Here is a 24628-nt window from a genome sequence, read left to right on the forward strand (position 1 = left end):
GGCGATTCCCTACAGTTCGATATTCATGCCGTCCCAGCTCACTTCGATGCCGGCGGCGCTCAGGCTCTGCCGTTCCGCGGAGTCTTCATTGAGGATCGGGTTGGTATTGTTAATGTGGATCAAGATCTTGCGTTTGGCGGGCAAGGTGCTGAGCAGGGCCGCCAGCCCGTGCTCTTCCGCCAGCGCCAGGTGCCCCATGTCTTTGCCGGTATTGCGCCCCACGCCGGCGTTGGCCAGCTCGTTGTCGCGCCAGAGCGTGCCGTCGATCAGCAGGCAATCCGCCCGGCGCAGCCAGGGCATCAAAGCCTCGTCCGGCTCACCCAGGCCCGGCGCGTACAGCAGACCGACCCCGCGCGCGATATCTTCGATAAACAGCGCCACGTTATGACCCGGCAGCGGGCGATCGCGGTACGGTGAATAGGGCGGCGCGTTGCTGAGCAGCGGAATGGCGGTGAAGCGCACGTTTGGGCAGACCGCCGTGTGGAACGGTTCGCCGGGTGTCACCGGGTGATGGATCAACCCGCCGTTCCAGTGAGAAAGCATGGGAAACACCGGGAAACCGGTGCTGAGATCGTCGTGTACTTCAGGGGTGCACCAGACCTGATGCGGGCAGCCCTCACGCAAATTGAGCAAGCCCGCGCTGTGATCGATCTGGCTGTCGGTCAGCACGATCGCGCCGATGCCGGTGCCGCGCAGCACGTCGGGATTGTTCAATTCGGGCGATGCCAGCAGCTGATGGCAAATGTCCGGGGAAACGTTGCACAGCACCCAGTTTTTACCGTCGTCGCTGACGGCGATGGAAGACTGCGTGCGGCGCGTGGTGTTGATGCTGTGGCTGCGAACGCCCCGGCAGTTGTCGCAGTTGCAATTCCACTGGGGAAAGCCGCCGCCCGCTGCCGAGCCGAGAACTTTTATCTGCATGTCTGAACCAGAAAAAGAAGGAAAGAAATGCCCGCGCGAAAGGCGGGCAGACAGGCGATTAACGGTTGGAAATGTACAGCGTCACTTCCAGCCCCAGACGCAGGTCAACAAACTCAGGTTTGGTCCAGGTAGTCATAGCGGTGCTCCTTTGCATGCATCATGATAGTTCGAAGCCAATGAGAAAAATTCGCATTCGGCTGGCTCAATGTTGACGAAATGTGACGGAGATCGCAACCGTTAAAGCGTAACCGGGTTATTCACCCCAGGTGGCGGAGAGCACGTTCAGCCAGTTGCGCCAGGTCAGCTTCTCCAGCAGCCGGCCGTCAAACCCCGCCTGCTTGAGCGCTTGCGTCAGGCGCGGCAGGCCTGCGGCGTCCTCCAGCGGTTGCGGTACGTTAACCCCGTCAAAATCAGAGCCAAATCCCACGCGATCTTCACCAAGTTTAGCGATCAAATACTCAACGTGTTTAACAATTTCTGTTAAGCCGGTCGTTGCACTGTCACGTTTTCCGTCAGCCCGCAGGAAGGCGGTGCCGAAATTGACGCCGACCATACCGTCGCTCTGGGCGATAGCGTCCAGCTGCGCGTCGGTCAGGTTGCGCGGCTGCGGGCAGAGGGCGTGAGCATTGGAGTGGGTGGCGACCAGCGGTGCGGTGCTCAACGCGGCGGTTTGCCAGAAGGTTTTCTCGTTCATGTGCGAGACGTCAATCATGATGCGGCGCTGGTTGCAGGCGCGGATCAGTGCTTCACCGGCCGGCGTCAGGCCGGGGCCGGTATCGGGTGAGCCGGGGAACGGCCCGCTGACGCCGGTGCCGAAGGCGTTCGGCAGATTCCAGAACGGCCCGATGCTGCGCACGCCCAGCCGATAGAAGGCCGCCAGCTGCGTCAGCGCCGCGTCGATCATGCCGGCGCCTTCGATATGCAGCACCGCGGCGATTTGCCCGTCGAGGCGGCACTGTTCTATCTCGGTAGCTGTGCGGCAGAGGCGCAACTGCCCCTGAGAGGCGCGTTCCAACTGGTGCAGGATGGCTATCTGCCGTTCGGCTATCGCCAGCGGATCGAACGCGGCCTGCGCTTCCTCCAGCGTTTGATTACGCATTTGGGCGATATAGCTGACCGGAGGAATAAACACCGCGAACAGCCCGCCGCAGAATCCGCCGCGCCGCATACGTGGAAAGTCGAGGTGGCCCGGCGCGACGTGCGAATAAAAGGCGGTGACCGGATCGTCATCGTGCTGCAGCCACAGGTTGAGCAGCAGATCGTTATGGCCGTCGAACACCGGCCAAAGAGGGGGAAGCGTCATGGGCGTTTCTCTGTGTCAGGCATCATGCACGCTATGTTGTACGATCGCGCGAGGGGTAACAACCCCCGCGCGATGAGGGATTTAAAGGCGTATCGACAGCTCGACGTCATCCGCGAACGGCGTGGAGAGATAACCCGACGCTGGAGAACGCACGTGCGCCAGATATTCCGGGCTGTAATCGGCGTTGTCGGCGACGATCAGCGCGCCGGGGCGCAGACGATTTTCCAGCAGCGCGAGGATATCGGGGTAAAGCCCCTTGGCGCCGTCCAGCAACAACAGGTCGACAGTGGCCGGCAGATCGTCGCGCAGCGTTTCCAGGGCATCGCCCACGCGGATCTCCACCAGATCGACGACGCCGCCTTCGGTCAGGTTGTGGCGCGCCTGCGCCGCTTTGCTCGGTTCAAATTCGCAGGAGATCAACCGGCCGCCGCCGTTGTCGCGCAGCGCGGCGGCCAGGTGCAGCGTTGAAATACCGAACGACGTGCCGAATTCGACGATATTTTGCGCCCGACAACCGCGCGCCAGCATGTACAGCAATGCGCCGGTTTCCGGCGACACCGCCAGGGGGAAATCCTTCAGGCGATGGTAGAGTTCACGATAATCGGTTTTACTCTGCATCAGTCGATTTTGCTCTTCGTCTGGCACGTCGCGGAACAGGGCGACGAGCGCCGGTGAACGGCCAGCGGCCTGCTGGAACAGGGTGCTTAGCAGCGGCGCCAACGGCGCAGTGGTCAGGGTACTCATGGCAAAACTCCCGTAGAAAAAGTGAGCGCGAAAGCGCGTGCCGCTATAATATGACGAACTATTCGCATTTCACTATTCGCATTGGCCGCCCGCTATGACTGAACGCCGCAGTAAGCAAATTTCCTCGAGAAAACAACCGCAACAGGCGCGATCCGCCGAATTGGTCTCCGCCATTTTGACCGCCGCTATTCAGGTTTTGGCGCAGGAGGGCGCCGCGCGTTTCACTACCGCCAGAGTGGCTGAACGTGCCGGCGTCAGTATTGGTTCGCTTTATCAGTATTTTCCCAACAAAGCGGCGATCCTGTTTCGTTTGCAAAGCGACGAATGGCGGCAGACCACCGCCATGCTGAGCGGCATTCTGGCCGATCGAGAGACTGCGCCGTTCGAGCGTTTACGGTTGCTGGTGCAGACATTTATCCGTTCGGAATGTGAAGAGGCGCAGATGCGTGTGGCGCTGAACGATGCGGCGCCGTTGTACCGCGATGCGCCGGAGGCGCAGGCGGCGAAGGCCACAGGCAAGGGTATCGTGCAGGTGTTTATGGGCGAAGCGCTGCCCGATGCGGCGGAAGGCGTCCGTAAGTTGGCAGGCGAGCTGATCGTCGGCACGCTGGGGGCGGCGGGCAAGCAATTCTCCGAAACGCCGCGCAGCGATGCGGAAATTGTGGCTTATGCCGATGCGATGGCGGACATGTTTTGCGCCTATCTGGCCGATTTAAACGGGCGAGCGGCGCCGTAAGGGAATGTTTGGTGACATTGTCACTTGGTGTGCGCGGTGCCTACGCCCGTTGACGGCAGACGGCCAACACCAACTGCCGCAGCCAGCGGTGCTCCGCTTCAGCGTCCAGGCGCGGGTGCCACATTTGCGAGACGGTAATGGGCGGCGTTTTCACCGGCAGCTCGAACATGCGCAGCGGGCCGTCGCCCGGATGAGCATGCAGAAAGGAGGCGGGCAACAGCGCCAGCAGGTCTGAGGCTTGCGCCACCGCCAGCGCGGCCGGAAAGCTCGGTACCACGGCGGCAATCTGGCGCGTCAGCCCCAGCTCCGCCAACGCGGCGTCTACCGGCCCGAGAATGCGCCCGCTGCGCGAGGCCACCACGTGGCCGCATGCGGCGTACTCGGCGGCGCCTATCTTGGGCCGCTGCGCCAGCGGGTGCGCGCTTCTCATCACGCCGACGAAGCGGTCGCGAAACAGCGCCTGCAGGCGGATTTCCGGCCCCATTTCGCCCAGCACGCCAATCTCCAGATCGACCAGGCCTTCACGCAGGGGGCGGTCGCTTTTTTCCGGCTTGGGCGCAAAGCGCAACCGCGCCCGCGGCGCCTGTTGCGCAGCGGCGGCGATCAGCGCCGGGCCGAAGGCCTCGACGAAGCCGTCGTTGGCGCGCAGCGTAAAGGTCCGGTCGAGCGTGGCGGGATCCAGCGCGTTCGGCGTTGGACGCAGCAGCGCCCGAGCTTCGAATGCCGCGTTTCGCACCCGTTCGCGCAGCGTTTCGGCATAAGGCGTCAGCACCATATGACGCCCGGCGCGCACCAACAGCGGATCGCCGGTGGCCGTGCGCAGTCGGCTGAGGGTGCGGCTCATCGCCGAGGCGCTTAAACCGAGACGTCGCGCCGCGCCGGCTACGCTGCCCGTCGACAGCAGCGCGTCGAGCGCGGTCAGCAGGTTGAAATCAGGGTCGGTCATGCATTTATCCTGTGGCGCCGGAAATAAGAGAAGGGGTTTGCTGCAGTATATCAGCGTAAGCGCTGCGTCACTTGCTCTCTGATGGGCAATAAAAAAGCCGATAACAAACGTTATCGGCTTTACAGGCAGGGGGACGACGTTACGCCGGCAGCTGTTGCGCGGTTTTCTCGACCAGCGCCAGCAGCAGCTTGATGTCTTCCAGCGTCACGATCGGGTTCAGCAGCGTCATCTTCAGGCAGGTCACGCCATCGAACTCGGTCACGCCGACGTTGGCGCGGCCCGACTCCAGCAAGGCGTCACCGATGCGCTGGTTGAACAGCGCGACCGCCGCGTCGCCTTTCGCCGCCAACTGAGCCGGACGGTAGCGGAACAGCACGCTGGCCAGCTGCGGCTGCATCACCAGTTCCAGCGATTCCTGGTCGGCGATGTAACGTGCCACCTGTTGCGCCAGCGAGACGCCATGATCGATGATCTCGGCATACTGCTTCTGCCCCAGCGCTTCCAGCCCCATCCACAGCTTCAACGCATCGAAGCGGCGGGTGGTCTGCAGCGATTTGGAGACCAGGTTCGGCACGCCTTGCGCTTCGTCGAATTCGGAGTTCAGGTAGGCAGCCTGATAGCGCATCAGCTCGTAGTGGCGCTCGTCCTTCAGCAGGAAGGCGCCGCAGCTGATGGTCTGGAAGAACTGCTTATGGAAGTCCAGAGTGATGGAGTCCACCAGCTCCAGGCCGTCCAGGTAGTCGCGGTACTGCTCGGAGAGCAGCAGCGCGCCGCCCCAGGCCGCATCCACGTGCACCCAAATTTTCTGCTCCGCCGCCAGCCGCGCGATATCGCGCAGCGGATCGATCGCGCCGGCATCGGTGGTGCCGGCGGTGGCGACGATCGCCATCACCTGCTCGCCGTTAGCCTTGGCCTGCGCCAGTTTTTCCGCCAGATCGTTCACGTCCATGCGGGCGAAGCGATCGGTTTTCACCAGCGTGACGGACTGGTAGCCGAGGCCCATCAGCGCCATGTTCTTCTGCACCGAGAAGTGGGCGTTTTCAGAACAGAACACTTTCAGCTTGCGCAGATCGCCCACCAGACCGTCCTGCTGCACGGAGTGGCCCTGGCGCGCGAAGAAGGCATCGCGCGCCAGCATCAGCCCCATCAGGTTGCTCTGGGTGCCGCCGCTGGTGAACACCCCGGCGTCGCCGGGCTGGTAACCGACCTGGGCGCGCAGCCACTCGATCAGCTTCATTTCGATCAGCGTGGCCGACGGGCTCTGATCCCAGGAGTCCATGCTCTGGTTGGTGGCGTTGATCAGCACTTCGGCGGCCTGGCTAATCACCAGGCTCGGGCAGTGCAGGTGCGCCACGCACTGCGGGTGGTGCACCGACAGGCTGTCTTTTAAAAAGTACTCGATGGCGCGTTCGATCGCCGCCTGGTTGCCCAGGCCTTGCGGGGTAAAGTCGAGCTGGATGCGCTCGCGCAGTTCGGCAACGCTTTTGCCCTGATACATCTCGGGCTGTTGCAGCCACTGCACGACGGCTTCACTGCTCTGTGCGATCGCCTGGCGGTAAGCCTCGGCGCTGTGCGCCGAGGAAGCCAGAATCGGGTTTAACTTGGACATCGCGGTCATTCGCTCCAATCAGACTGGCTTGACGCCGGCGGCCAACAGCGCCTGCTCAAATTTATCCAGGAAAATACCCAGCTCATCATTGGTGATCAGCAGCGAAGGCAGCAGACGCAGCACACAGCCATTGCGCCCGCCGCGCTCCAGGATCAAGCCGGATTCGAAGCATTTTTTCTGCAGCAGCGCGGACAGCTCGCCATCGGCCGGGTAGCAGCCCATGTGATCCTGCGCTTCGTTCGGCTTGACGATCTCGATGCCGATCATCAGGCCCAGACCGCGGACGTGGCCGATCACCGGATAACGTTTCTGCAGCTCGGCTAGCTTGCCTTTGAGCCATTCGCCCTGAGCGGCCACTTTGTCGGCGACCTTATGCTCTTTCAGGTACTGCAGGGTGGTCAGGCCGGTGGCCATCGCCAGCTGGTTGCCGCGGAAGGTGCCGGTGTGGTGGCCCGGTTCCCAGGCGTCGAACTCTTTTTTGATGCCCAGCACCGCGAGCGGCAAGCCGCCGCCGACCGCTTTCGACATCACGATGATGTCCGGCTCGATGCCCGCGTGTTCGAAGGCGAACAGCTTGCCCGTACGGGCGAAACCGGCCTGAACTTCGTCGATGATCAGCAGAATGCCGTGTTCCTGGGTCACTTTGCGGATGCGCTGCAGCCACTCGGCCGGCGCCGGGTTAACCCCGCCTTCGCCCTGAACGGCTTCCAGGATCACCGCAGCCGGTTTACGCACGCCGCTTTCCACGTCGTTGATTAGGTTGTCGAAGTAGTAGGTCAGCGCCTTGACGCCGGCTTCACCGCCGATGCCCAGCGGGCAGCGGTATTCATGCGGATAAGGCATGAACTGCACTTCCGGCATCATGCCGTTGATCGCCGCCTTCGGCGACAGGTTGCCGGTGACCGACAGCGCGCCGTGGGTCATGCCGTGGTAGCCGCCGGAGAAGCTGATCACACCGGAACGGCCGGTGTGCTTTTTCGCCAGCTTCAGCGCGGCTTCCACCGCATCGGCGCCGGACGGGCCGCAGAATTGCAGGCAATACTCTTTGCCTTCGCCAGGCAACAGAGAGAGCAGGTAATCGGAGAAACGATCTTTCAACGGGGTCGTGAGATCGAGAGTATGTAACGGCAAGCCGCTGGTAATGACATTTTGGATGCTTTGCAGGACGTCGGGGTGATTATGTCCAAGAGCCAACGTTCCCGCCCCGGCCAGGCAATCAAGATATTGATTATTCTCAACATCAGTGATCCAAACGCCCTGGGCTTTCGCAATTGCCAACGGCAATTTGCGCGGATAACTCCTAACATTCGACTCAAATTCGGCTTGACGCGCCAAATAGGTTTCATTGTTTCCGTTTAATGAGTTTGCAACTAAAGTATCAATACGGACTTTATCCGTCATCATATCTCTCCTACAACCGAAGGTCTCAAGACGCAACGATTGAATTAATGAATTAGAAAAGTAACTGCCTTGTGAAAAGCGCGACCAATATATGGCTTTTTCGCCTGGGACTCAATAGCCGATTTTGTTTTGAATTGTTTAGTTTTTTCTTAGGCTCATCAATATGTTGTTGATTTGTTGACCGTTGGTTTTGCCGGCAAAAAACAACATTTCTTTAACATTGCGTAAAAATCCTTTTCTGCTTTCCTTTGGCTGCTTCTTTAATGCATTTATTATTAAGGTGAATTTCCGATTAATAACATAAATAGAAAATAGCGGCTTATTTTCATCTATTCACCACCTTAAGTCCTATAGCGGTTATATACACAAAATTTGTGATGAATATAAGCAGCCGAGCGTTAAAAGCGCAGTATCCAGAGTGGTGATTTCTTGCAGATTTTACGTAGCGCGATCAAAACAGCGGGATTTTTGTGCGGCGCCGGCGTGTCTGCCGGCGCCGCGGTCATTAACGTTGCCGTAACCAGGCATGATAGCGCCGCAGAGTGCGGCGGGTGCGCCACCGATCGATGAGCAGCGACCACAGCGGGGAGTAACGCACGTTGCGCGTCCGATCGCGGCTCAGAGCGTGCATGCGGCGCTTGATCAGCGCCATGCGGGCGAGCAGCGTCAGCGTTTTGTCGCGCCATTTTACCGGTGCGGGCAACGCATGAGGGACTTCACCGGTTTGCCAGCGGCGCGGCAGATCGGGAATTTCCGCCATGGCGGTGGCGATGCCGACCACCGCGACGCCGCTGTTCAGCACCCGTTGCGCCACCGACGGGCGGGCGATGCCGCCGGTGGTCATCACCGGCATGCGCGCTACTGCGGCGAGATCGCGGGCGAAGGCCAGAAAATAGGCTTCGCGCGCCAGGGTGCTGTCGTCTGCGGCTTCCCCCTGCATCGCCGGGCTTTCATAACTCCCGCCCGACAACTCCACCAGATCGACCGGCAGTGTGTTGAGCATCAACAACACCTGTCGGGCCTCGTCCGGCGAAAAGCCGCCGCGCTGAAAATCGGCTGAATTGAGCTTTACCGCCACGCAAAAGTCTGGCGAGACACGCTGGCGCACCGCGCGCACCACCTCCAGCAGCAGACGGGCGCGATTCGCCAGTTCGCCCCCCCAACGATCGCTGCGCTGGTTGGCCAACGGCGACAAAAACTGGGAGATCAGGTAGCCGTGCGCCGCGTGGATCTGCACGCCGGTAAACCCGGCCTTTTCGGCGGCGTGCGCGCTGGCGGCGAAGCGGGCGATCACCTCGGCAATCTGCGCTTCGCTCATGGCCTCCGGCTGCGCGAACGCCTTGCTGTACTTGCCCATCGCCATCGGGATGGCGGAGGGCGCCCAGGCGTTGCCGCCCATGTTGGCCATCACCTGACGGCCCGGGTGGCTGAGCTGCATCCATACCTGCGCGCCTTCCTGGCGCGCGGCCGCCGCCCAGGTTTTGAACGCCTCGAGCGGCGTATCCTGTTCCAGCACCACGCCGCCGGGGCCGGTCATGGCGCGTCCGTCGATCATCACGTTGCCGGTGATGATGAGGCCGGCGCCGCCGATACCCCAGTGGCGATACAGACGCCATAGCGCGGGACCGGGCAGTTGGCCTTCATCGGCCAGATTTTCTTCCAACGCGGCTTTGGCCAAACGGTTGGGTAAGCGGCTGCCGTTAGGCAGAATCAGCGGGGTAAACATCGGGTACGTTCCTGTCGCAGGGGGAATGGCGCTATACTAGGTTTAAAGTTAACTTTAAGGTCAATAGGGCATGAAGATCGGAGAATTGGCGGAACGGGCCGGCGTGGCCGCCTCGGCGATACGCTACTACGAGCAGCAGGGTCTGCTGCCCAAAGCGGTGCGCGGCGTTAACGGATATCGGGTGTATAGCGAAAGCGCGCTGGAGCGGCTGCATCTGATCCAAATCGGCCAGAATCTAGGGTTCTCGCTGCAGGCGATCCGTGGGGTATTGGCGCTGCAGGGCAGCGCCTATCAGGATGGGTTGATACAGGGCGTCGAGACCCGTCTGGCGGAAATCGAGCGGATGTTGGTCACGCTGAATGAGCAGCGAGAAGCATTGCTGGCGACCCGACTTACCTTGCTGGAATCCGGCGTGGCGGGGTTATGCCAAGTCAAAAATGAAAAGTTGGCCGGTGCGTGGCCGGCCTGCACAGATTAGCGGCGTTTAAAGGCGGAGCGCCCGGCCTGTGCGGTGAGCACCTTTCGCCCCGGATCCGGGCGGGTTCAGTTTTAACCGCCATGTTTCCTATATCATCCGCAGCCGCGCCCACATCCCTTTGGCTTTCCCCATTTAGATAGCGGGAACCGCCTTAATATAATTAACATCCATACCATTTCATTTTGAATTAAAAATAAATCCGGTAAAAAAAAGACATTATAAAAAAAGGCGCTAGAATTTATCTGATACTTATTGCCGTTTAACGAATATATCGTTAAACATCATTCCTGAAAGGAAGTGCAATGAAATCCAAGAAGCCTGTAGCCAATGCACCAAGCGTTAGCGAATTGAGTGCACAAATTGAAAATAACCTTAAATATCAACTTTGTGTGACCTTGCCCACGGCAACTGAAAGCGACGTTTTCAATGCGGTGGCGCTGACCGTTCGTCATTATCAATATGATGACTTTCTAATTTCACAACAAAGACAGCGGGCGGAGAAAAAGAAACGCCTTTATTATTTGTCGATGGAGTTTTTATTAGGCCAGTCATTGCGCAATAACCTGATCAATACCGGCTTGTTGACGAATATGCAGCGTGCGGTCACCGAACTGGGATTCGATTTCGAGCGCATTGTGGATGAGGAACCCGACGCGGCTTTAGGCAATGGCGGTCTGGGGCGTTTGGCCGCCTGTTTCATCGACTCGATGGCCACATTGGATATCGCTGCCTCCGGACACGGCATCAAATACGAGTATGGGCTTTTCAAACAGGCAATCCACGACGGCAGGCAAATAGAACAGCCGGATGACTGGCACTCTACACGCTCGCCGTGGCTGGTAGAGCATCATGCCCAACAAATGCTGATCCCGATCGGCGGCCGCGTTGAACATGGCGAAGACGCCGAAGGCAACTATAACCCGATGTGGATGGACTGGCGGATCCTCGTCGGGATCCCGCACGACTATTTCGTTTCCGGTTATCAGGGCTCGGCGACCAATAAGCTGCGCCTTTACAGCGCGCTGGCTTCAGACTCCTTCAATATTCATATCTTCAACCGGGGCGACTATATCAAGGCGGTAAGCGAGAAAATCGCCTCGGAGAACATTTCGAAGATTCTCTATCCGGCCGATGAAGCTCTGACCGGCAAGGAGCTTCGTCTCACGCAGGAGTATTTCCTGGTCGCTTGCACTCTGCGCGATGTGCTGGCCGATTATGCGGGGGAAGAGGCATCTATCACGGCACTGCCGGAGCGGGTGGCGATCCAGCTCAATGACACCCATCCGGCCCTGGCGGTGGCGGAACTGATGCGTCTGTTGGTCGATGAGCACCAACTGCCGTGGGAGCAGGCTTGGGACATCACGCAGCGAACCTGCGCTTTCACCAATCACACGCTGATGCCGGAGGCGCTGGAAACCTGGTCGGTGAGCCTGTTTGAAAAACTGCTGCCGCGTCATCTGCAGATCGTTTATGAGATCAACCGACGTTTTCTGGCGCACGTCGCCGCGCGATGGCCCGATAAGCCGCAGTTATTGCCGTCGCTTTCCCTGTTCGCGGGCGATAACGACAAGAAGATGCGGATGGCTAACCTGGCGATCGTCGGTAGTCATCGGGTTAACGGCGTGGCGAAACTGCATTCGGAGTTGATCAAGAAAAGCCTGGTGCCGGACTTTTATTTTATCTCGCCGGAAAAATTCATTAACCAGACCAACGGCGTAACGCCACGTCGCTGGGTGCAGCAGGCCAACCCGCCGCTGGCGGCGTTTTTGCATCAGCATCTGGGTGACGAATGGCCGACGGATCTGCAGCAGTTGGCGGGGCTCGAGAAATTGGCCGACGATATTGGTGCGATCGACGAGATACGCGCGATAAAACGTGCGAATAAGGGCGCCTTATGTCGATTAATCGCACAGCGTCACGGCATACAACTCGATCCGATGGCGATGTTCGACTGTCAGGTGAAGCGGATCCACGAATATAAACGCCAGCTGTTGAATATTCTGCACGTCATAGACCTTTATCTGGAGATCAAAGAGGGCGGTAAGACTATCGCGCCCAAAGTGCATCTGTTCGCCGGCAAAGCGGCGCCCAGCTATGCGGTGGCCAAGCTGATTATTCAGCTGATAGGCGCCGTGGCGCAGCGCATTAATCGGGACTCTCGCGTCGGCGGCCAGCTGAAAGTGGCTTTCCTCGAAGACTATAAGGTTTCACTGGCCGAACATATCATTCCCGCGACCGACCTGTCCGAGCAGATATCGACCGCCGGCACCGAGGCCTCGGGCACCAGCAACATGAAATTCGCCCTCAATGGCGCACTGACCATCGGCACACTGGATGGAGCGAACATCGAAATCCGCGATGCAGTTGGGGCGGATAATTTCTATCTGTTCGGCGCCACCGCCGAGGAAATCGACGATATCAGACGCCATGGCTATCACGGCGGCGATCATTATCTCAACAACCCGCGCATTGCGCGCGTGGTGGATTCGCTGACTTCGGGCCTGTTCTCGGCCGATAACGAGCTGTTCGCGCCGTTACGCAATATCCTGCTCACCGGCGACTATTTCTGTCATCTTCAGGACTTCGAGAGTTATCGGCTGGCCCAGCAGCGGGCGGCGGCCGATTTCGATGAGCCGGGGCAGTGGCACCGTCGCGCACTGTTGACCATCGCGCGCATGGGCGGTTTTTCCAGCGATCGCACCATTCGCGGCTACGCCAGGGATATTTGGGGGATGAATTACTGACATGACCACCCGTTTATTTCGGCGCCTGTCCCCGCTTGCCGGCTGTTTGTTCAGCGTTTGCGGCTGGGCGGCGGACACCGTGCCTAACCAGCCGGCGGTAAGGGTATTCACCAGCCCCTGGGCGCGTCTGTTTTCGGGCAGCGAGTCATCTTTTTCCACGGCGCTGACCTACAACTCGGATTTGGCTCGTCATCCGGTTTATGTGCCGACGGGACGGGACGCTTCCGAGATCCATGATAAATACAACCAGCGCCTGTTGCTGAGCATGCAGTATTCACCGATGAGCTATTTTTTTGCCAACATGACGGTGCGTGTGCCGCTGCAGGACACCAATAAATACAGCACCGACTTCGTGTACAGCTTTGGTTACGATGACTGGCATCCGGGCACTTTCAGCCTGGTGTACGGCAACTACAGCGAGGATAACCATTTTTATCCCGCTAGCGGCGCCAGACATACCTACTTCGAGCGGGGAGCCTGGACTTTCGCTTATAAATTCAGCTTGCCGGGCAGCCTCGAAAAACACTTGCTGATCAACAAAGAGGACGCGCTGATTTGCCAGGTGGGGTATAGCTATGTCCCGCGTTACTATTCTCTGGCCGACAGCGGCATCAAGCGCAATAAAAGCTCGCTGTTGGCCAGCTGCGGTTACACGCTGCTGCAACACTATTTCCTGCGCGTGTCGTCGTTTTATTATCCCGATAGCCGGCAACAGCAGCCGTGGGATTACGATTACACCTACAGTATCGGCTATGTGTCCAGCTATTTGCCGGGCGCGGTTTCCGTGCATTACGACAACTATTCCGGCACGCGCTACCCGTGGCGCAGCGATGCCAATGCCAATTTTCGTCGCGGGACGATCAACCTGAGCTGGACGCTCCCGTTTTAAGCGAGTGTGACTGTGGAACCGACGGACAAAGACAGCGCGTTCTCTCTGACTATCCTGATCGTCGATGACTCCAGGAGTTACCGACACCTGCTGGGCAGCATGCTGAGCAAATGGGGCTACCGGGTGCTGGAGGCGCAGGACGGCGTACACGCGCTGGCAATGTTGGAGACGCAGAACATCAACGCCGTCATCAGCGATTGGGAAATGCCGCAAATGGACGGTGTGGCGCTGTGCCGTCAAATTCGCCAGCGTGACTTCGGCCATTACATTTATGCCATTTTGGTGACGGCGCGCCAATCGATCGACGATCTGGTGCAGGGGCTGGAGTCCGGCGCTGACGATTTCCTTTCCAAGCCGGTCAATCAGAGCCAGCTGCGCGCCCGGCTGCATGCCGCGGAACGCGTCCTGACGCTGGAAAGCACGCTGGCGGTGCGCAACCAGCGCCTGAGCAGTGCCTACCAACAGATTGAGCAGGATCTGCAGGCCGCCGCGCGATTGCAGCGCAGCGTGTTGCCGTCGGCATCGCTGGCGTTCAGCGGTTATCAGGCGGACTGGATGTTTTTGCCTTCCGCGTACGTTTCCGGCGATCTGCTGAACTATTTTGCGCTCGATAGCCGTCATCTGGCGTTCTATTGTATTGATGTCGCCGGCCATGGCGTCAGCGCGGCGATGCTGTCGCTGGCGGTGGCCAGAGAGTTTCTCACCGGACGGATCGATGAGCGATTGCTGATCGTCGACGGGAACATCGTCGCGCCACATCAGGTGGTCGCTGCGCTCAACCGGCGTTTTTGCCTGGATAACGAAGAGATCACCAGCTATTTCACGCTCATCTACGGTTTTATCGACACGCAAACCGGGTTGGGCGCGCTCTGTCAGGCCGGGCACCCGACGCCGTTCATTATCCGTCAGGACGGCGAGCTGCGCACCGTCGGCCTCGGCGGCGTGCCCGTAGGGCTGTTTCCGCAGTCGGAATATCAGAGCAGCGAGTTTTGCCTGGCGCCCGGCGAACGGCTCTATCTTTACAGCGACGGCATCAGTGAATGTGAGAACCGCGCAGGCGAGCTTTATGGGGAAACGCGGCTGCAGCAGTTGCTGATCGCGCAGCGTAGGCAGCCGCGCTCGGCCGTTTTCCAATGCGTTGAGCGCGAGCTGGTGAGTTGGAGCCAGCCGGAGTCCGACGGGCTCGCAGAGTACGGCCGTTTCTTTAATGACGATATTTCGCTGGTGGCGATAGAGCGCACCGCATAACTCCCGACAACATCGATGAGGAAGACTATGAATTTTGAAATGCACACCGAAAATGACATTGAGATCGTGGTGCCGCTGGTGCGTCGTCTCGACGCCTCCGTCGCGCTGGCGTTCAAGCAACAGGTGCTGGAAGTGATCGAGCGTCATGGCCATCACGTACTGCTCGACTTCAGCCGGGTCGATTTCATCGACAGCAGCTGTTTGGGCGCCCTGGTGTCAATACTCAAAACGTTGAACGGCAAAGGGGAGCTGGTGCTGTGTTCGTTGAACGGCAATATCCAGCATCTGTTCAAACTGACCCGCATGGACCGTATTTTTACCATCGGCGCCACGCGTCAGGACGCGATGAACATCCTCGCCCGCGAATAGTGCGGCGCTTTGCCGGGAGGCCTTGATGGAGACTGCCACCACCGCGCTGCGCCTGGGCGCGACGCTTGAGAACCTCGAGACGTTGAGCCGTGCCCTCCAACGTTTCGTGGCGCCGTTCGCGCTTGATCCCGCGGCGATATATCAGCTGGATTTGGCGGCCAGCGAGGCATTCAGCAACATCGTCCGGCACGGCGTCGATTACGACGCTCGGCAAACGATTGAGGTGACTATGTCACTTTCTTCCGGCGCAATCACTCTCACGCTCATCGACACGGGGCGCCCGATACCGGCGGACATTCTGCAGGCGGTGACGGATAAGCAACGGTCGTTCCCCGAGCCCGGCGCCCTGGAAAATTGGCCAGAAAGCGGAATCGGATTGATACTGATTTATTCCATGATGGACAAAGTTCGTTACCGTACCGCCGACGGACGCAACGAGCTGATTCTGACTAAAAATACGATGGGCGAGCGAACCTGAAAGGCGGGACGCGCCCGTTGGAGACGCTACAGGAGTCAACATGCTCGAGCCATGCTTCCCCGAAAACGAAGCCGAACGCCTGTCGGTATTGAATTCGCTGAACGTGCTGGATTCGAACTCAGTAGAAAAGCTGGATCGCATCACGCGGCTGGCCGCGAAATATTTCGGCGTCAGCATTGCGCTGGTGTCACTGATCGACCGCGATCGTCAATGGTTTTTATCGCGCTATGGCCTGGATGTCCGGGAAACGCCGCGCAACATCTCGTTCTGCGGCCATGCCATCCTGCAACGCGAAGCGCTGGTGGTGCCCGATACCGCGCAGGATCCGCGCTTTTTCGATAACCCACTGGTGGTCGGCGGCCCGCGCATCGGCTTCTACGTCGGGCAACAGCTGCTGTCGCTCGACGGATTGCCGCTCGGCACGCTATGCATTATCGACAGTCACCCGCAGCCGTTTCCTCAAGATAAACTGGTCGACCTGCGTGACTTCGCCGCGGTGGTGGAAGAGTATCTGCAGAGCATCGAACGCAACGTCTATACCGAAAACCTGAAATCCGATCTGCAGCGCACGGAGGCGTTATTCGAACAGACTTTCTCTCAGGCGGCGGTGGGCATGGCGCTGGTTTCGCTGCAGGGGTATTGGCTGCGGGTCAATCCGCGCATCTGCGAAATGCTGCAATACTCCGAGCGCGAGCTGATGGATCGCACCTTTCAGGACATTACCTATCCGCTCGATCTCGACACCGATCTGGAAAAACTGCAGCAGTTGCTGAGAAACGAGATCGACACCTACTCGCTGGAGAAACGCTATTTCCGCGCCGATGGCACGATCGTATGGGTGGAACTGACGGTGGCGCTCAATCGGCTGCCGAACGGCAAGCCGGATCATTTCATCTCGGTCATCGTCGACATCAGCGAGCGCAAGGCGGCGGAGGCCGACCTGTATGCCTTGCAGCATGAGCTGGAAGAACGCGTCGAAATTCGTACGCATGAGCTTAACGCAGTGGTCAAACAGCTTAACGAAGAGATAGAAACCCGGGTGCTCGCTGAATCTCAGCTCAGTGCGGAAAAAGAACGCCTGCGCGCCATTACCGACAATATGCCGGCGTTAATCAGCCAAATCGACGCCAATGAACGCTACCTGTTCGCCAATAGCGCCTATAAGACCTGGTTTGGTCTGGAAGAGGCCAGCCTGCAGGGCATGACGGTGCGCGAGTTCATGGGGGAAAGCGTGTATCAAATGGCCCGGCCGATGATCGCGCGGGCTTTGGCGGGCGAAATGGTCAGCTTCGAAAACGAATTGCAGACCCAGCAGGGGCTGCTGATGATCCACACCACGCTGGTGCCGTGCGAGGCTCAGGGCTTTTACATTCTCTCCATGGATATCACCGAGTTGAAGCGGCTGCAGCAACGATTGGAATATGACGCCACGCACGACATGCTGACCGGGTTGACTAACCGACGCGCATTTCTGCGCCGGTTGTCGGGCACGTTGCAAGTCTGCTGTCATCAGCGGCAGATGGCCCTGTTGTTCATCGATCTCGATGGTTTTAAGGGCATGAACGACAGTTACGGCCATGACTTCGGCGATCTGATCCTGAAGACGTTCGCCAACTTGCTCAGCGCTTGCGCCGACGAAAGGCACAGCGTCTCGCGCCTGGCCGGCGACGAGTTCACGGTGATCCTGTGGCCGCTGACAGCGCCGCGGCCTGAGGTCAGCGCGTTTTGCGAAAAGGTGTTGGCGGAGCTGGCCGGTATTTCGCAGATCGGTCAGCAGAAGGTCTGCCTGTCCGCCAGCATTGGCGCCGCTATCTCTGCGAGTGGGGACGTGACGCCGGAAATGCTGCTGGCCAGCGCCGACGGCGCGATGTATCAGGCGAAAACCGCCGGCAAAGGCACTTACGCCATCTGTGAGCTGTGAGCCAATGTTACGACATCTCAGTAAGAACGAAGACGAGCGCCTGGCGGCCATCGATGCGCTGGCGGGGTTGGGCGCCGGCCATGACGACGCGATCCATCAGGTGCTGACGATCACCCGCAAGCTGTTACAGGCCGAGGGCTGCCTCATTTACCTGCACGGAACGCGCAAGATTTGGATCCGCGAGCACATTGACGTCGGGTTCGAGGAGATCGACTTCGTCAGCCCCTTGTTCAATTTCGTTCGTCTGAGCGGCGAGGCGTTGATTTGTCCGGACACCCATGCGGATGAACGCTTTGTCTCGGATCCCATGGTCAACGGCGCCGCGGCGATCCGCCACTGCGCCGCCATCCCGCTGTGCACCCGCGAAGGCTATACGATCGGCGCGTTCTGCCTCGTGGGTTCGCAGCCAAAGCATCTGACTCGCCGTCAGGTCGAACTGCTGCGCAGCATGGCCACCATCGTCGGCGAGCTGATTGAAGCGCAGAGTGAGATCGGCCTGGTCGATGCCATCACTCGCTTGCCCAATCGGCAGCGGCTGATGGGTGAACTCGGCAATTTACCGGACGCGGGCAAATACGCGTTATTGCTGTTCGATACGATAGATATCCAATACGCCTACGAGATGGCGCGTTCTTTCGGCCTGTCTACGGTAGAGTTACTGCTGGGGAATATCAGCCATTTCCTGAAAGAGACGTTTCTCAGTGAGCGCATGCTGTACAGCATCGCGCCTGGACGTTTCGCCGTCATTATCGAGGCGCAGCACATGCCGCAGGCGAAGCGCGATCTGTTGCGTTGCGCCGACCGTTTGCATCACGAAGTGAGAGGCGCCGTGCCGCTGCGCCTGGAACTTAATGCCGGTTATGCGTTATTTTCCGCGCCGCATGCCGATCCTCCCGAGATTTTGCGCCAGGCGACCAGCGCGCTGCATGATTCGATCGACGAGGGGCGAGCCGTCTCCCTCTACAGCGAGCCGAAGGATGCGGTGCGCAAGCATAATTTCAATATTTTTAATGAGTTGGCGCAGAGTCTGAAGGAAAATAATCGCGGGCTATTTTTGGAGTACCAACCGCAGATTGATTTGGCGAGCGGCAGGATCGTCGGCGCGGAAGCATTGCTGCGTTGGCGGCATGAAAGTTGGGGGGCGATCCCGACGGGGGAGTTCATTCCGCTGGTGGAAAATACCTCGCTGATCAAACCGTTGACCGAGTTTGTCATCGCGCAGTCGATTGAACAGTTGTTGTTGATGCGTGAAGCGGGGATCGCGTTTCCCATCTCGATCAACGTGACGGCCGGCAATCTGGCCGAGCGGCACTTTGCGGCGCGGTTGAATGAAGCCATCACCCGGCGCGGGCTGCAGGCGGGGGACATTGAGATAGAGTGCCTGGAGTCGCAACGCATTCAGGAAAGCAGCGCGGCGTTGGCCTGTCTGCATGCGCTCAAGGCCAACGGGCATCGCATCGCGCTGGATGATTTCGGCGCCGGCTACAGCAATTTAAACTATCTGCGCCATATCCCCGCCGACGTCGTCAAACTGGACGCCTCCCTGATAAGACTGCTGAAGAGCGATGCGGACAGCCGCATCATCGTACAAAGCATCATCGATATGCTGCATAAACTCAACTATGAAGTCTTGGCGGAAGGGGTGGAAGACCTGGAGTCGCTCCACTACCTGACCGAGTATCGGTGCGATGTCGTACAGGGCTTCTATTTTTCACCGGCGGTGACGTTGGAAAAGCTGTGCGCGCTCGTCGACATTCACGGGCAGCAGCGACGAAATGCCTGAGGCAACGCCGCTCATGGCGCGCCAACCGGAAATCGCCGGCGATTCTCACCCAGGCGCAGGCCATTACTGTCCGTCAATTCCGTCACCACCTGCAGAGGCAGCGTCGAGCGCGGCGTGAGGTTGAGCTCCTTCAATTTACGGCCGCTGTCCGCCGGCAGGTCGAGCGTCGTCTCGCCGCGAGCCAGTTCGTGCTCCCCCTGCGTCACTCGCCAACGCAGCGTGGCGGCGGGGTAATCTTGCCAGCGATCGTTGATCGCCCACAGGCCTATCTTGCCGCTTTCTCCCGTTCGCCAGTTGAGCGAGATAGGCTCAATGGAGGGCAGTACCGGCTGATAGGCGCGTTGCAAGGCGTAGTAACCTGTTTTGGGATGGCGCTGATAGTCGATGACCGCCCAGTTGATCGAAGGCCAGGTCTCGCTGAACATGAACTGGAACAGGGCGGCGACCGGCTGATAGCGTTGACGCCGATAGCTTTCCGCCGCCAGTTGAATGCCTTCCGCCTGATAGCGCTGGGTGTTGGCGATAAAACTCTCGATCGTGGCGCCGCGCGACAGCTTGGCCAGCCCGAAAGCCTGCTCGGGCTGGAAATTGTGATACTGCCAAACCTTCCAGCCCGGGTCGTCAGGCGAGGTGCTGGCGGGCCACAGGTGCGCCACCGGAATGATAGTGCGCAACGTGGCGAGACGAGGCAGCGCCTGCGCGCCAAATTCGCTGATGATCGGACTGGTCGCCGGCTTGAGAAAATCGGCAATCGTGCCGAAATACCAGCCCTGCCAATAATGCTCCGCCACGGTAGACCAACGGTGCACGATGCGGCTGCGATCTTCGCTCAGTGCGTCCGCCACGCGGTGCGCCAACCGACGGTTGAGCGTGGGCGTCCAGTCGGTAAACCGCTGTTTCATCCACGGCGCGTCGAAAGGCGGCTCATTTTGCCCGGCCCACACGATCACCGAAGGGTGGTTGCCCCGTTGTTTCAGCAGGTCGCCGGCCTGGCGCGCCGCTTCGGCGGCGAAGGCTTCGCTGTCGTCATACCCCCATTGCAGCGGCATGTCTTGCCACAACAACATGCCCAGCGCGTCGGCCTCGCGATACAATGCCCGGCCGGCCACGTGCCCATGCACCCGCACCGCGTTGATGTTCGCCGCGCGCATCAGCAGCAGATCCCGGCGATAAAGCGCGGCGGTCATGCTGCCGAGCCACGGTGAACCGATATAGTTGGTGCCGCGAATAAACAGGCGGCGGCCATTGATCGTCCAGCCGTGGCCTGAGGCCAGCTCACGGACTTCTCTCAAGCCGGTCTGTGCGGTGCGCCGATCCAATATCCCTTCGGCATCGGACAGCGTTGCCTCGATGCGATACAGATTTTGCGCCCCATGGCCGTACGGCCACCAGAGCGCGGCGCCCGGCATCGGCAGCGAAACGGCGAGCGGCGCGCCGCCGGTCAACACCACGCGGCGGGAAAGGTGATAGCTTTTGCCGGTGAAGTTAAGCGGCGTCAGGCGCAGTGTCAGGCGCGCTTTTCTTGGCCGATTGACCCGATAATCGAGGCGGATGTCCAGCGCCGGCTTCTCCAGTCCCTGGCGCCAATCGGGCAGCGCCGTGAGGTTGTCGATCGCTGCGCCGCGGCTGAGGCGAAGCGTGACGGGTTGCCAAATGCCGCCTGAATTGGCGTCCTGGCCCTGCGGCGACCAGGCGCCGCCGGGGCGGGTATCGTGCTGCGACAGCACGCCTTTAATCGCGCGCTTGTGCAAGGGCCAAACGCTGCCGGGACGCTCGAATGGGCTGTCCACCCTGACCAGCAGGTGGTTTTCGCGGCGAGCCGCCTGGGTTACATCGAACTGGAAACGTTGAAAATAGCCCTGATGCTGGCCGACAAAGCGTTGGTTGAGCCATACGTCAGCGCGATAATCGACGCCGTCGAAAGTGAGCGTAGCCAACCGATCTCGGGTGAGATGCGGCAGAGTGAATGTCGTGCGGTACCACAGTGCGCCCTGATGATCGACGCCGTCGCTGTACCAGTTTGCCGGTACTCGCAAGGGGTGCCAGTTCGGCGTCAGGCGCTGCCGGTCGTCATGGGGCGGGTTGGCGTTCTGGTATTGCCAGATGCCGTCGAGAGAAACGCTGCGCGGCGTCTGGGCAAGGGGGCTTGACGCGCAAACCAACAGCCCCAGCGAGAGCCAGATTCTTGTCTTCATGTTGCCTCCACGATGGCGAGCAGCGCGTCGCGTAACTGCCGGCTCAGCGGCGCCAACTGCGACTGCAGTGGGGGTATCGACGCGAGATCGCGGGCGCCGGCGGCCTGCTCAATGGCTTGCAGACAGGGCGCCAGCGTCGAACCGGCAAAGTGCAGCGTTTCTCCTTTGAGGCGATGCGCACAGCGTTTGATCTCGTCGCATGCCTGATCGTCGATCGCCGTTTGCAGGGCTTGCAGCAGCCCAGGCAGTTCGTCGATAAACATCGTCGCCAGTTCGTTGAACAGGGCCGGATCGTTGTCCAACTGCGCAAGCGCGAGCGGATAGTCGAAGGCGGCTTCCGGCGCGGGCGCCGCGGCGACGACCTGCGTAATTTCTTCGGCCAGTTTGTCCAGCAGGATAGGCTTGGCGATATAGCCGTCAAAGCCGAGCTGCAGGCATTTCTCTCTGTCGCCTTTCATGGCGTGAGCAGTCATGGCGATGATCCGCTGTGTCGGTTCGCCCGGCGGTTGCCGCCGCTCCGCCTGACGAATCGCCTGCACCGCTTCGATGCCGCCCATCTCCGGCATCTGCAAATCCATTAAAATGACGTCGTAGCGCGCGGTTTTCAGCCGAGCCAGCGCCTCGACGCCGTTGCCGGCCAGCTCGGCGCTGTGCCCCAGCTTGCCGATAAAGCTGAGCGCCAGCTTTTGGTTGACCGGATTATCTTCGGCGATCAGCAAATGATAATGGGGCGACTTGGCGCTCACCGCCGGCGTGCGGGCAACTGGCGCGATGAGGGCCGTTTTCGGTAGCATCGGCACCAGCGCTTGTTCCATGGCGGCAAACAGTTCCCCGGCGTCGATGGGTTTGGTCAGGAAAAAGGAAACGCCCACTTTTTGCAGCACCGCCTTGTCGATACGGCTTCCCGTCGAGCTCAGCATGATCAGCGTGCAGTGCCGCAACGACGGGGTGGACATGATTTCCAGCGCCAGCGCCATGCCGTCCATTTCCGGCATTTGCGCATCCAGTAGCACCAGCGGGAAGGGCGCGCGGCTGTTCATCAGCGCCAGCGCCTCTTTCCCCGAACCGACGGTGACGGGCTTCAGGCCCATATTGCGCAGCAGATCGGACAGCAGCCGCAGGTTGGTGGCATTGTCGTCCACCACCAGCACCTCGATGCCCGCCAGCGTCTGCGACCAGCCGACGCTTTCTCTGCGCGCGCCTGACAACACCGGCAGTGAAAAATAGAAACAGCTGCCGCGTCCGGCGTCGCTGTCTACCTGCAATTCTCCCCCCATCATCGCGACCAGCCTGGCGGAGATCGTCAGCCCGAGACCGGTGCCGCCGTATTTTCTCGTCGTCGAGTTATCCGCCTGGCTGAACGATTCGAAAATGACTTTCTGCTTGTCTTTAGCGATGCCGATACCGCTGTCGCGGATGCTGAACAACAAACGGTGCGCATCGTTGACCACCGGTTCGATACGCAGCACCACTTCGCCTGCAGGCGTAAATTTGAGCGCATTGCCAATCAGGTTGGTCAAAACCTGGCGCAACCGCAGCGGATCGCCAAAGATCTTGTCGGCGACGTCAGGGTGGATATCCACCAGCAGCTCGACGTTTTTTTCGGAGAACTTGGGCGTCAGCGGGCGGGTGATCTCCTGCACCAACGGCCGCAGAGAGAAGTCCTCCGGATCCAGGCTGATCTTGCCCGCTTCGATTTTGGAGAAGTCCAAAATATCATCGATAATTTTCAACAGCGCGCGCGCGGAACTGTAAGCCATTGAGATGTAGTCGCGCTGTTCATGATTCAACTCGGTCTCAAGACAGAGTTGGGTCATGCCGAGAATGCCGTTCATGGGCGTGCGAATTTCGTGGCTCATATTGGCGAGAAATTCACTTTTCGCCAGGCTGGCCGCTTTGGCCATCTCAACCGATTGGCGGGATGAGGCTTCCGCTTCTTTGTATTCCGTAATGTCCTGCAGGGTGCCGATCGCCCGTTGTACTTCGCCTTTAAGGCCTTGTTGCACGATCTGGCCCTGCAGCGATACCCAACCGTACCGCTCGTCTGCGCGCTGCACTTTCACTTCGCAGGCGAAAATCGGCAAGATAGCCTGGTTCGCCTGAAGGATACACTGAGTGAAATGCGCCAGATCGTCGGCCGGAAAGGCCTGCGCCCACAGTGAGCCGGAAAGCGTCGAATGCGTGCGAGGAATTTCCAGCAATAGCAGTAACGCGTCGTTGACCTGCAATTCGTCGGTCGCCAAATCCCACTCCCAAATGCCGATGCGCGAGGTTTCCGCCGCCAGGATAAAATCGCTGTGCAGCCGCTGTTCGGCCTTGATGACGTCGGCATAGCGGCTGATATCGGTGTGGGAGCTGATCACGCCGCCTTCCGGCGTTCGCTGGTGCTGGATATACAGGGTGCGATCGGTTATCCGTCTCACCTCGTAATGGTCTGGCCGGCGGTAGTTGGCCAGTAAGGAAGCCGCCATGCGCTTTTGGGCTTCGTCATGCAGCGCCGGATAGCTGATATCGATCATCTTGCGCAAGACGTCGGCGAGCGTAAGCCCGACGCTCAGCCAAGGTTCCAGCCCCGGATAATAGTCGTTCACGCGCCGGTTCCAGTAGACCAACCGCTCTTCGGCGTCATAAATGGCCAGCGCGATAGGCGGGGCGTTGAGCGCGGAAAGCAGCGTCGGCTTGTTCATCCCGGTAGCCCCGACTGCGCGGCGGGATTGTGATGCAATTCGGCCTGACGCCGCATGAACTCGAGCCCCGGCGCCAGCACGATGGCCCACGCGGTCAGGATCTCTTCATCGCATTCAGGATCGAGGTCCCGCACGGTTTGCAGCACGGCTTTGCGCCACAGCGCATAAATCGACGGCGGCAGGTTGAGGCCCTGCGGGCTGCCTTCCTGCGTTACCTGTACCAGGTAATCCGCCACGATATGCGTGTTGGCGACCGAGAGCATGTAGAAAAAGGTTTTATAGATGATTTTCTGCTTTTCCAGCCGCTGGGCGATGCTGCCCGGTGAATTGAGATCCTCGGTGCTGCCGATAAACAACGCGTAGAAATGGGCGAAGAACCGATCGCCTTTATCGCCCTGAGTGATGCGGCTGTAGCTGTTATTGAACAGCTCTTCATAGTTAATCCCCATG

Annotated in this window: 20 protein-coding genes; 9 read left to right on the forward strand and 11 right to left on the reverse strand. The window is 59.6% G+C overall.

The annotated features are described in order from the left end of the window. Positions 1 to 9 precede the first annotated feature (9 nt). The 4 genes from pqqB to J9788_RS04270 form a co-directional block, all read right to left on the reverse strand. Positions 10 to 921: a pyrroloquinoline quinone biosynthesis protein PqqB gene (gene pqqB, locus J9788_RS04255; protein ID WP_182264475.1), complete on the reverse strand. Its 912-nt coding sequence runs from the start codon at positions 919 to 921 to the stop codon at positions 10 to 12. A gap of 58 nt (positions 922 to 979) precedes the next feature. After that, positions 980 to 1057: a pyrroloquinoline quinone precursor peptide PqqA gene (gene pqqA, locus J9788_RS04260; protein ID WP_004937827.1), complete on the reverse strand. Its 78-nt coding sequence runs from the start codon at positions 1055 to 1057 to the stop codon at positions 980 to 982. Positions 1058 to 1174: 117 nt separating this feature from the next. Further along, the gene (locus J9788_RS04265) at positions 1175 to 2224 is read right to left on the reverse strand and encodes a dipeptidase (RefSeq protein ID WP_182264474.1); all 1050 of its coding nucleotides are present in this window, start codon (positions 2222 to 2224) and stop codon (positions 1175 to 1177) included. 81 nt (positions 2225 to 2305) lie between these two features. Further along, positions 2306 to 2968: an O-methyltransferase gene (locus J9788_RS04270; RefSeq protein WP_182264473.1), complete on the reverse strand. Its 663-nt coding sequence runs from the start codon at positions 2966 to 2968 to the stop codon at positions 2306 to 2308. 94 nt (positions 2969 to 3062) lie between these two features. On the opposite strand from J9788_RS04270, the gene J9788_RS04275 reads away from it, so the two are divergent. Beyond that, the gene (locus J9788_RS04275; protein ID WP_182264472.1) at positions 3063 to 3704 is read left to right on the forward strand and encodes a TetR family transcriptional regulator; all 642 of its coding nucleotides are present in this window, start codon (positions 3063 to 3065) and stop codon (positions 3702 to 3704) included. Between the two features lie 40 nt (positions 3705 to 3744). On the opposite strand, the gene J9788_RS04280 is transcribed toward J9788_RS04275, so the two are convergent. The 4 genes from J9788_RS04280 to J9788_RS04295 form a co-directional block, all read right to left on the reverse strand. Further along, positions 3745 to 4650, reverse strand: a complete 906-nt coding sequence (locus J9788_RS04280) for a LysR family transcriptional regulator (protein WP_182264471.1) — start codon at positions 4648 to 4650, stop codon at positions 3745 to 3747. Between the two features lie 139 nt (positions 4651 to 4789). Then, positions 4790 to 6259 (reverse strand): aspartate aminotransferase family protein, encoded by a 1470-nt coding sequence (locus J9788_RS04285; RefSeq protein WP_042785705.1) that lies wholly within the window; start codon positions 6257 to 6259, stop codon positions 4790 to 4792. A gap of 18 nt (positions 6260 to 6277) precedes the next feature. Next, the gene (locus J9788_RS04290; RefSeq protein ID WP_004937838.1) at positions 6278 to 7660 is read right to left on the reverse strand and encodes a diaminobutyrate--2-oxoglutarate transaminase; all 1383 of its coding nucleotides are present in this window, start codon (positions 7658 to 7660) and stop codon (positions 6278 to 6280) included. 505 nt (positions 7661 to 8165) lie between these two features. Further along, entirely contained in the window at positions 8166 to 9386 is a 1221-nt protein-coding gene (locus J9788_RS04295) for an NADH:flavin oxidoreductase/NADH oxidase family protein (protein WP_182264470.1), read from the reverse strand. A gap of 70 nt (positions 9387 to 9456) precedes the next feature. Between J9788_RS04295 and J9788_RS04300 the strand changes: the two genes are divergently transcribed. From J9788_RS04300 to J9788_RS04335, 8 genes are all read left to right on the forward strand, one after another. Then, positions 9457 to 9864: a MerR family transcriptional regulator gene (locus J9788_RS04300; RefSeq protein ID WP_046898362.1), complete on the forward strand. Its 408-nt coding sequence runs from the start codon at positions 9457 to 9459 to the stop codon at positions 9862 to 9864. Positions 9865 to 10166: 302 nt separating this feature from the next. After that, positions 10167 to 12608 (forward strand): glycogen/starch/alpha-glucan phosphorylase, encoded by a 2442-nt coding sequence (locus J9788_RS04305; protein ID WP_046898361.1) that lies wholly within the window; start codon positions 10167 to 10169, stop codon positions 12606 to 12608. Position 12609: 1 nt separating this feature from the next. Next, positions 12610 to 13497: a hypothetical protein gene (locus tag J9788_RS04310; RefSeq protein WP_227414466.1), complete on the forward strand. Its 888-nt coding sequence runs from the start codon at positions 12610 to 12612 to the stop codon at positions 13495 to 13497. 12 nt (positions 13498 to 13509) lie between these two features. Next, positions 13510 to 14745 (forward strand): PP2C family protein-serine/threonine phosphatase, encoded by a 1236-nt coding sequence (locus J9788_RS04315; protein ID WP_046898360.1) that lies wholly within the window; start codon positions 13510 to 13512, stop codon positions 14743 to 14745. 27 nt (positions 14746 to 14772) lie between these two features. After that, positions 14773 to 15114: an STAS domain-containing protein gene (locus tag J9788_RS04320; protein ID WP_089194747.1), complete on the forward strand. Its 342-nt coding sequence runs from the start codon at positions 14773 to 14775 to the stop codon at positions 15112 to 15114. Between the two features lie 25 nt (positions 15115 to 15139). Then, positions 15140 to 15592 carry an ATP-binding protein gene (locus tag J9788_RS04325; RefSeq protein WP_046898358.1) on the forward strand — a complete coding sequence of 151 codons (453 nt, stop codon included), beginning with the start codon at positions 15140 to 15142 and terminating at the stop codon, positions 15590 to 15592. A gap of 40 nt (positions 15593 to 15632) precedes the next feature. Continuing rightward, on the forward strand, positions 15633 to 17513 hold the full coding sequence (locus tag J9788_RS04330; RefSeq protein ID WP_182264469.1) for a diguanylate cyclase domain-containing protein: 1881 nt from the start codon (positions 15633 to 15635) through the stop codon (positions 17511 to 17513). A gap of 4 nt (positions 17514 to 17517) precedes the next feature. Beyond that, positions 17518 to 19296 carry a sensor domain-containing phosphodiesterase gene (locus J9788_RS04335; protein ID WP_182264468.1) on the forward strand — a complete coding sequence of 593 codons (1779 nt, stop codon included), beginning with the start codon at positions 17518 to 17520 and terminating at the stop codon, positions 19294 to 19296. Positions 19297 to 19307: 11 nt separating this feature from the next. On the opposite strand, the gene J9788_RS04340 is transcribed toward J9788_RS04335, so the two are convergent. Genes J9788_RS04340 through J9788_RS04350 form a run of 3 tightly spaced genes read right to left on the reverse strand, consistent with a single transcriptional unit; the run spans position 19308 to position 24627 of the window. Further along, positions 19308 to 21491 carry a sugar-binding domain-containing protein gene (locus tag J9788_RS04340; RefSeq protein ID WP_182264467.1) on the reverse strand — a complete coding sequence of 728 codons (2184 nt, stop codon included), beginning with the start codon at positions 21489 to 21491 and terminating at the stop codon, positions 19308 to 19310. Beyond that, the gene (locus J9788_RS04345) at positions 21488 to 24178 is read right to left on the reverse strand and encodes a response regulator (protein ID WP_046898355.1); all 2691 of its coding nucleotides are present in this window, start codon (positions 24176 to 24178) and stop codon (positions 21488 to 21490) included. The genes J9788_RS04340 and J9788_RS04345 overlap by 4 nt, the downstream gene beginning before the upstream one ends. Continuing rightward, a complete protein-coding gene (locus J9788_RS04350; protein ID WP_046898354.1) occupies positions 24175 to 24627 on the reverse strand; it encodes a hypothetical protein in 453 nt (150 codons plus the stop codon). Before J9788_RS04350 ends, J9788_RS04345 begins: the two co-directional genes overlap by 4 nt. Position 24628: the final 1 nt, after the last annotated feature.

This window comes from Serratia sp. X10 (assembly GCF_017811775.1).
GTDB lineage: Bacteria > Pseudomonadota > Gammaproteobacteria > Enterobacterales > Enterobacteriaceae > Serratia > Serratia ureilytica.

Coding starts and splice junctions, on each gene's coding strand:
- J9788_RS04280 (WP_182264471.1), bottom strand. CDS start 4,650: ATGACCGACCCTGATTTCAACCTGCTGACCGCGCTCGACGCGCTGCTG.
- J9788_RS04270 (WP_182264473.1), bottom strand. CDS start 2,968: ATGAGTACCCTGACCACTGCGCCGTTGGCGCCGCTGCTAAGCACCCTG.
- J9788_RS04325 (WP_046898358.1), top strand. CDS start 15,140: ATGGAGACTGCCACCACCGCGCTGCGCCTGGGCGCGACGCTTGAGAAC.
- J9788_RS04265 (WP_182264474.1), bottom strand. CDS start 2,224: ATGACGCTTCCCCCTCTTTGGCCGGTGTTCGACGGCCATAACGATCTG.
- J9788_RS04350 (WP_046898354.1), bottom strand. CDS start 24,627: ATGGGGATTAACTATGAAGAGCTGTTCAATAACAGCTACAGCCGCATC.
- J9788_RS04340 (WP_182264467.1), bottom strand. CDS start 21,491: ATGAAGACAAGAATCTGGCTCTCGCTGGGGCTGTTGGTTTGCGCGTCA.
- J9788_RS04275 (WP_182264472.1), top strand. CDS start 3,063: ATGACTGAACGCCGCAGTAAGCAAATTTCCTCGAGAAAACAACCGCAA.
- pqqA (WP_004937827.1), bottom strand. CDS start 1,057: ATGACTACCTGGACCAAACCTGAGTTTGTTGACCTGCGTCTGGGGCTG.
- J9788_RS04310 (WP_227414466.1), top strand. CDS start 12,610: ATGACCACCCGTTTATTTCGGCGCCTGTCCCCGCTTGCCGGCTGTTTG.
- J9788_RS04335 (WP_182264468.1), top strand. CDS start 17,518: ATGTTACGACATCTCAGTAAGAACGAAGACGAGCGCCTGGCGGCCATC.
- J9788_RS04300 (WP_046898362.1), top strand. CDS start 9,457: ATGAAGATCGGAGAATTGGCGGAACGGGCCGGCGTGGCCGCCTCGGCG.
- J9788_RS04320 (WP_089194747.1), top strand. CDS start 14,773: ATGAATTTTGAAATGCACACCGAAAATGACATTGAGATCGTGGTGCCG.
- J9788_RS04290 (WP_004937838.1), bottom strand. CDS start 7,660: ATGACGGATAAAGTCCGTATTGATACTTTAGTTGCAAACTCATTAAAC.
- J9788_RS04305 (WP_046898361.1), top strand. CDS start 10,167: ATGAAATCCAAGAAGCCTGTAGCCAATGCACCAAGCGTTAGCGAATTG.
- pqqB (WP_182264475.1), bottom strand. CDS start 921: ATGCAGATAAAAGTTCTCGGCTCGGCAGCGGGCGGCGGCTTTCCCCAG.
- J9788_RS04345 (WP_046898355.1), bottom strand. CDS start 24,178: ATGAACAAGCCGACGCTGCTTTCCGCGCTCAACGCCCCGCCTATCGCG.
- J9788_RS04285 (WP_042785705.1), bottom strand. CDS start 6,259: ATGTCCAAGTTAAACCCGATTCTGGCTTCCTCGGCGCACAGCGCCGAG.
- J9788_RS04330 (WP_182264469.1), top strand. CDS start 15,633: ATGCTCGAGCCATGCTTCCCCGAAAACGAAGCCGAACGCCTGTCGGTA.
- J9788_RS04295 (WP_182264470.1), bottom strand. CDS start 9,386: ATGTTTACCCCGCTGATTCTGCCTAACGGCAGCCGCTTACCCAACCGT.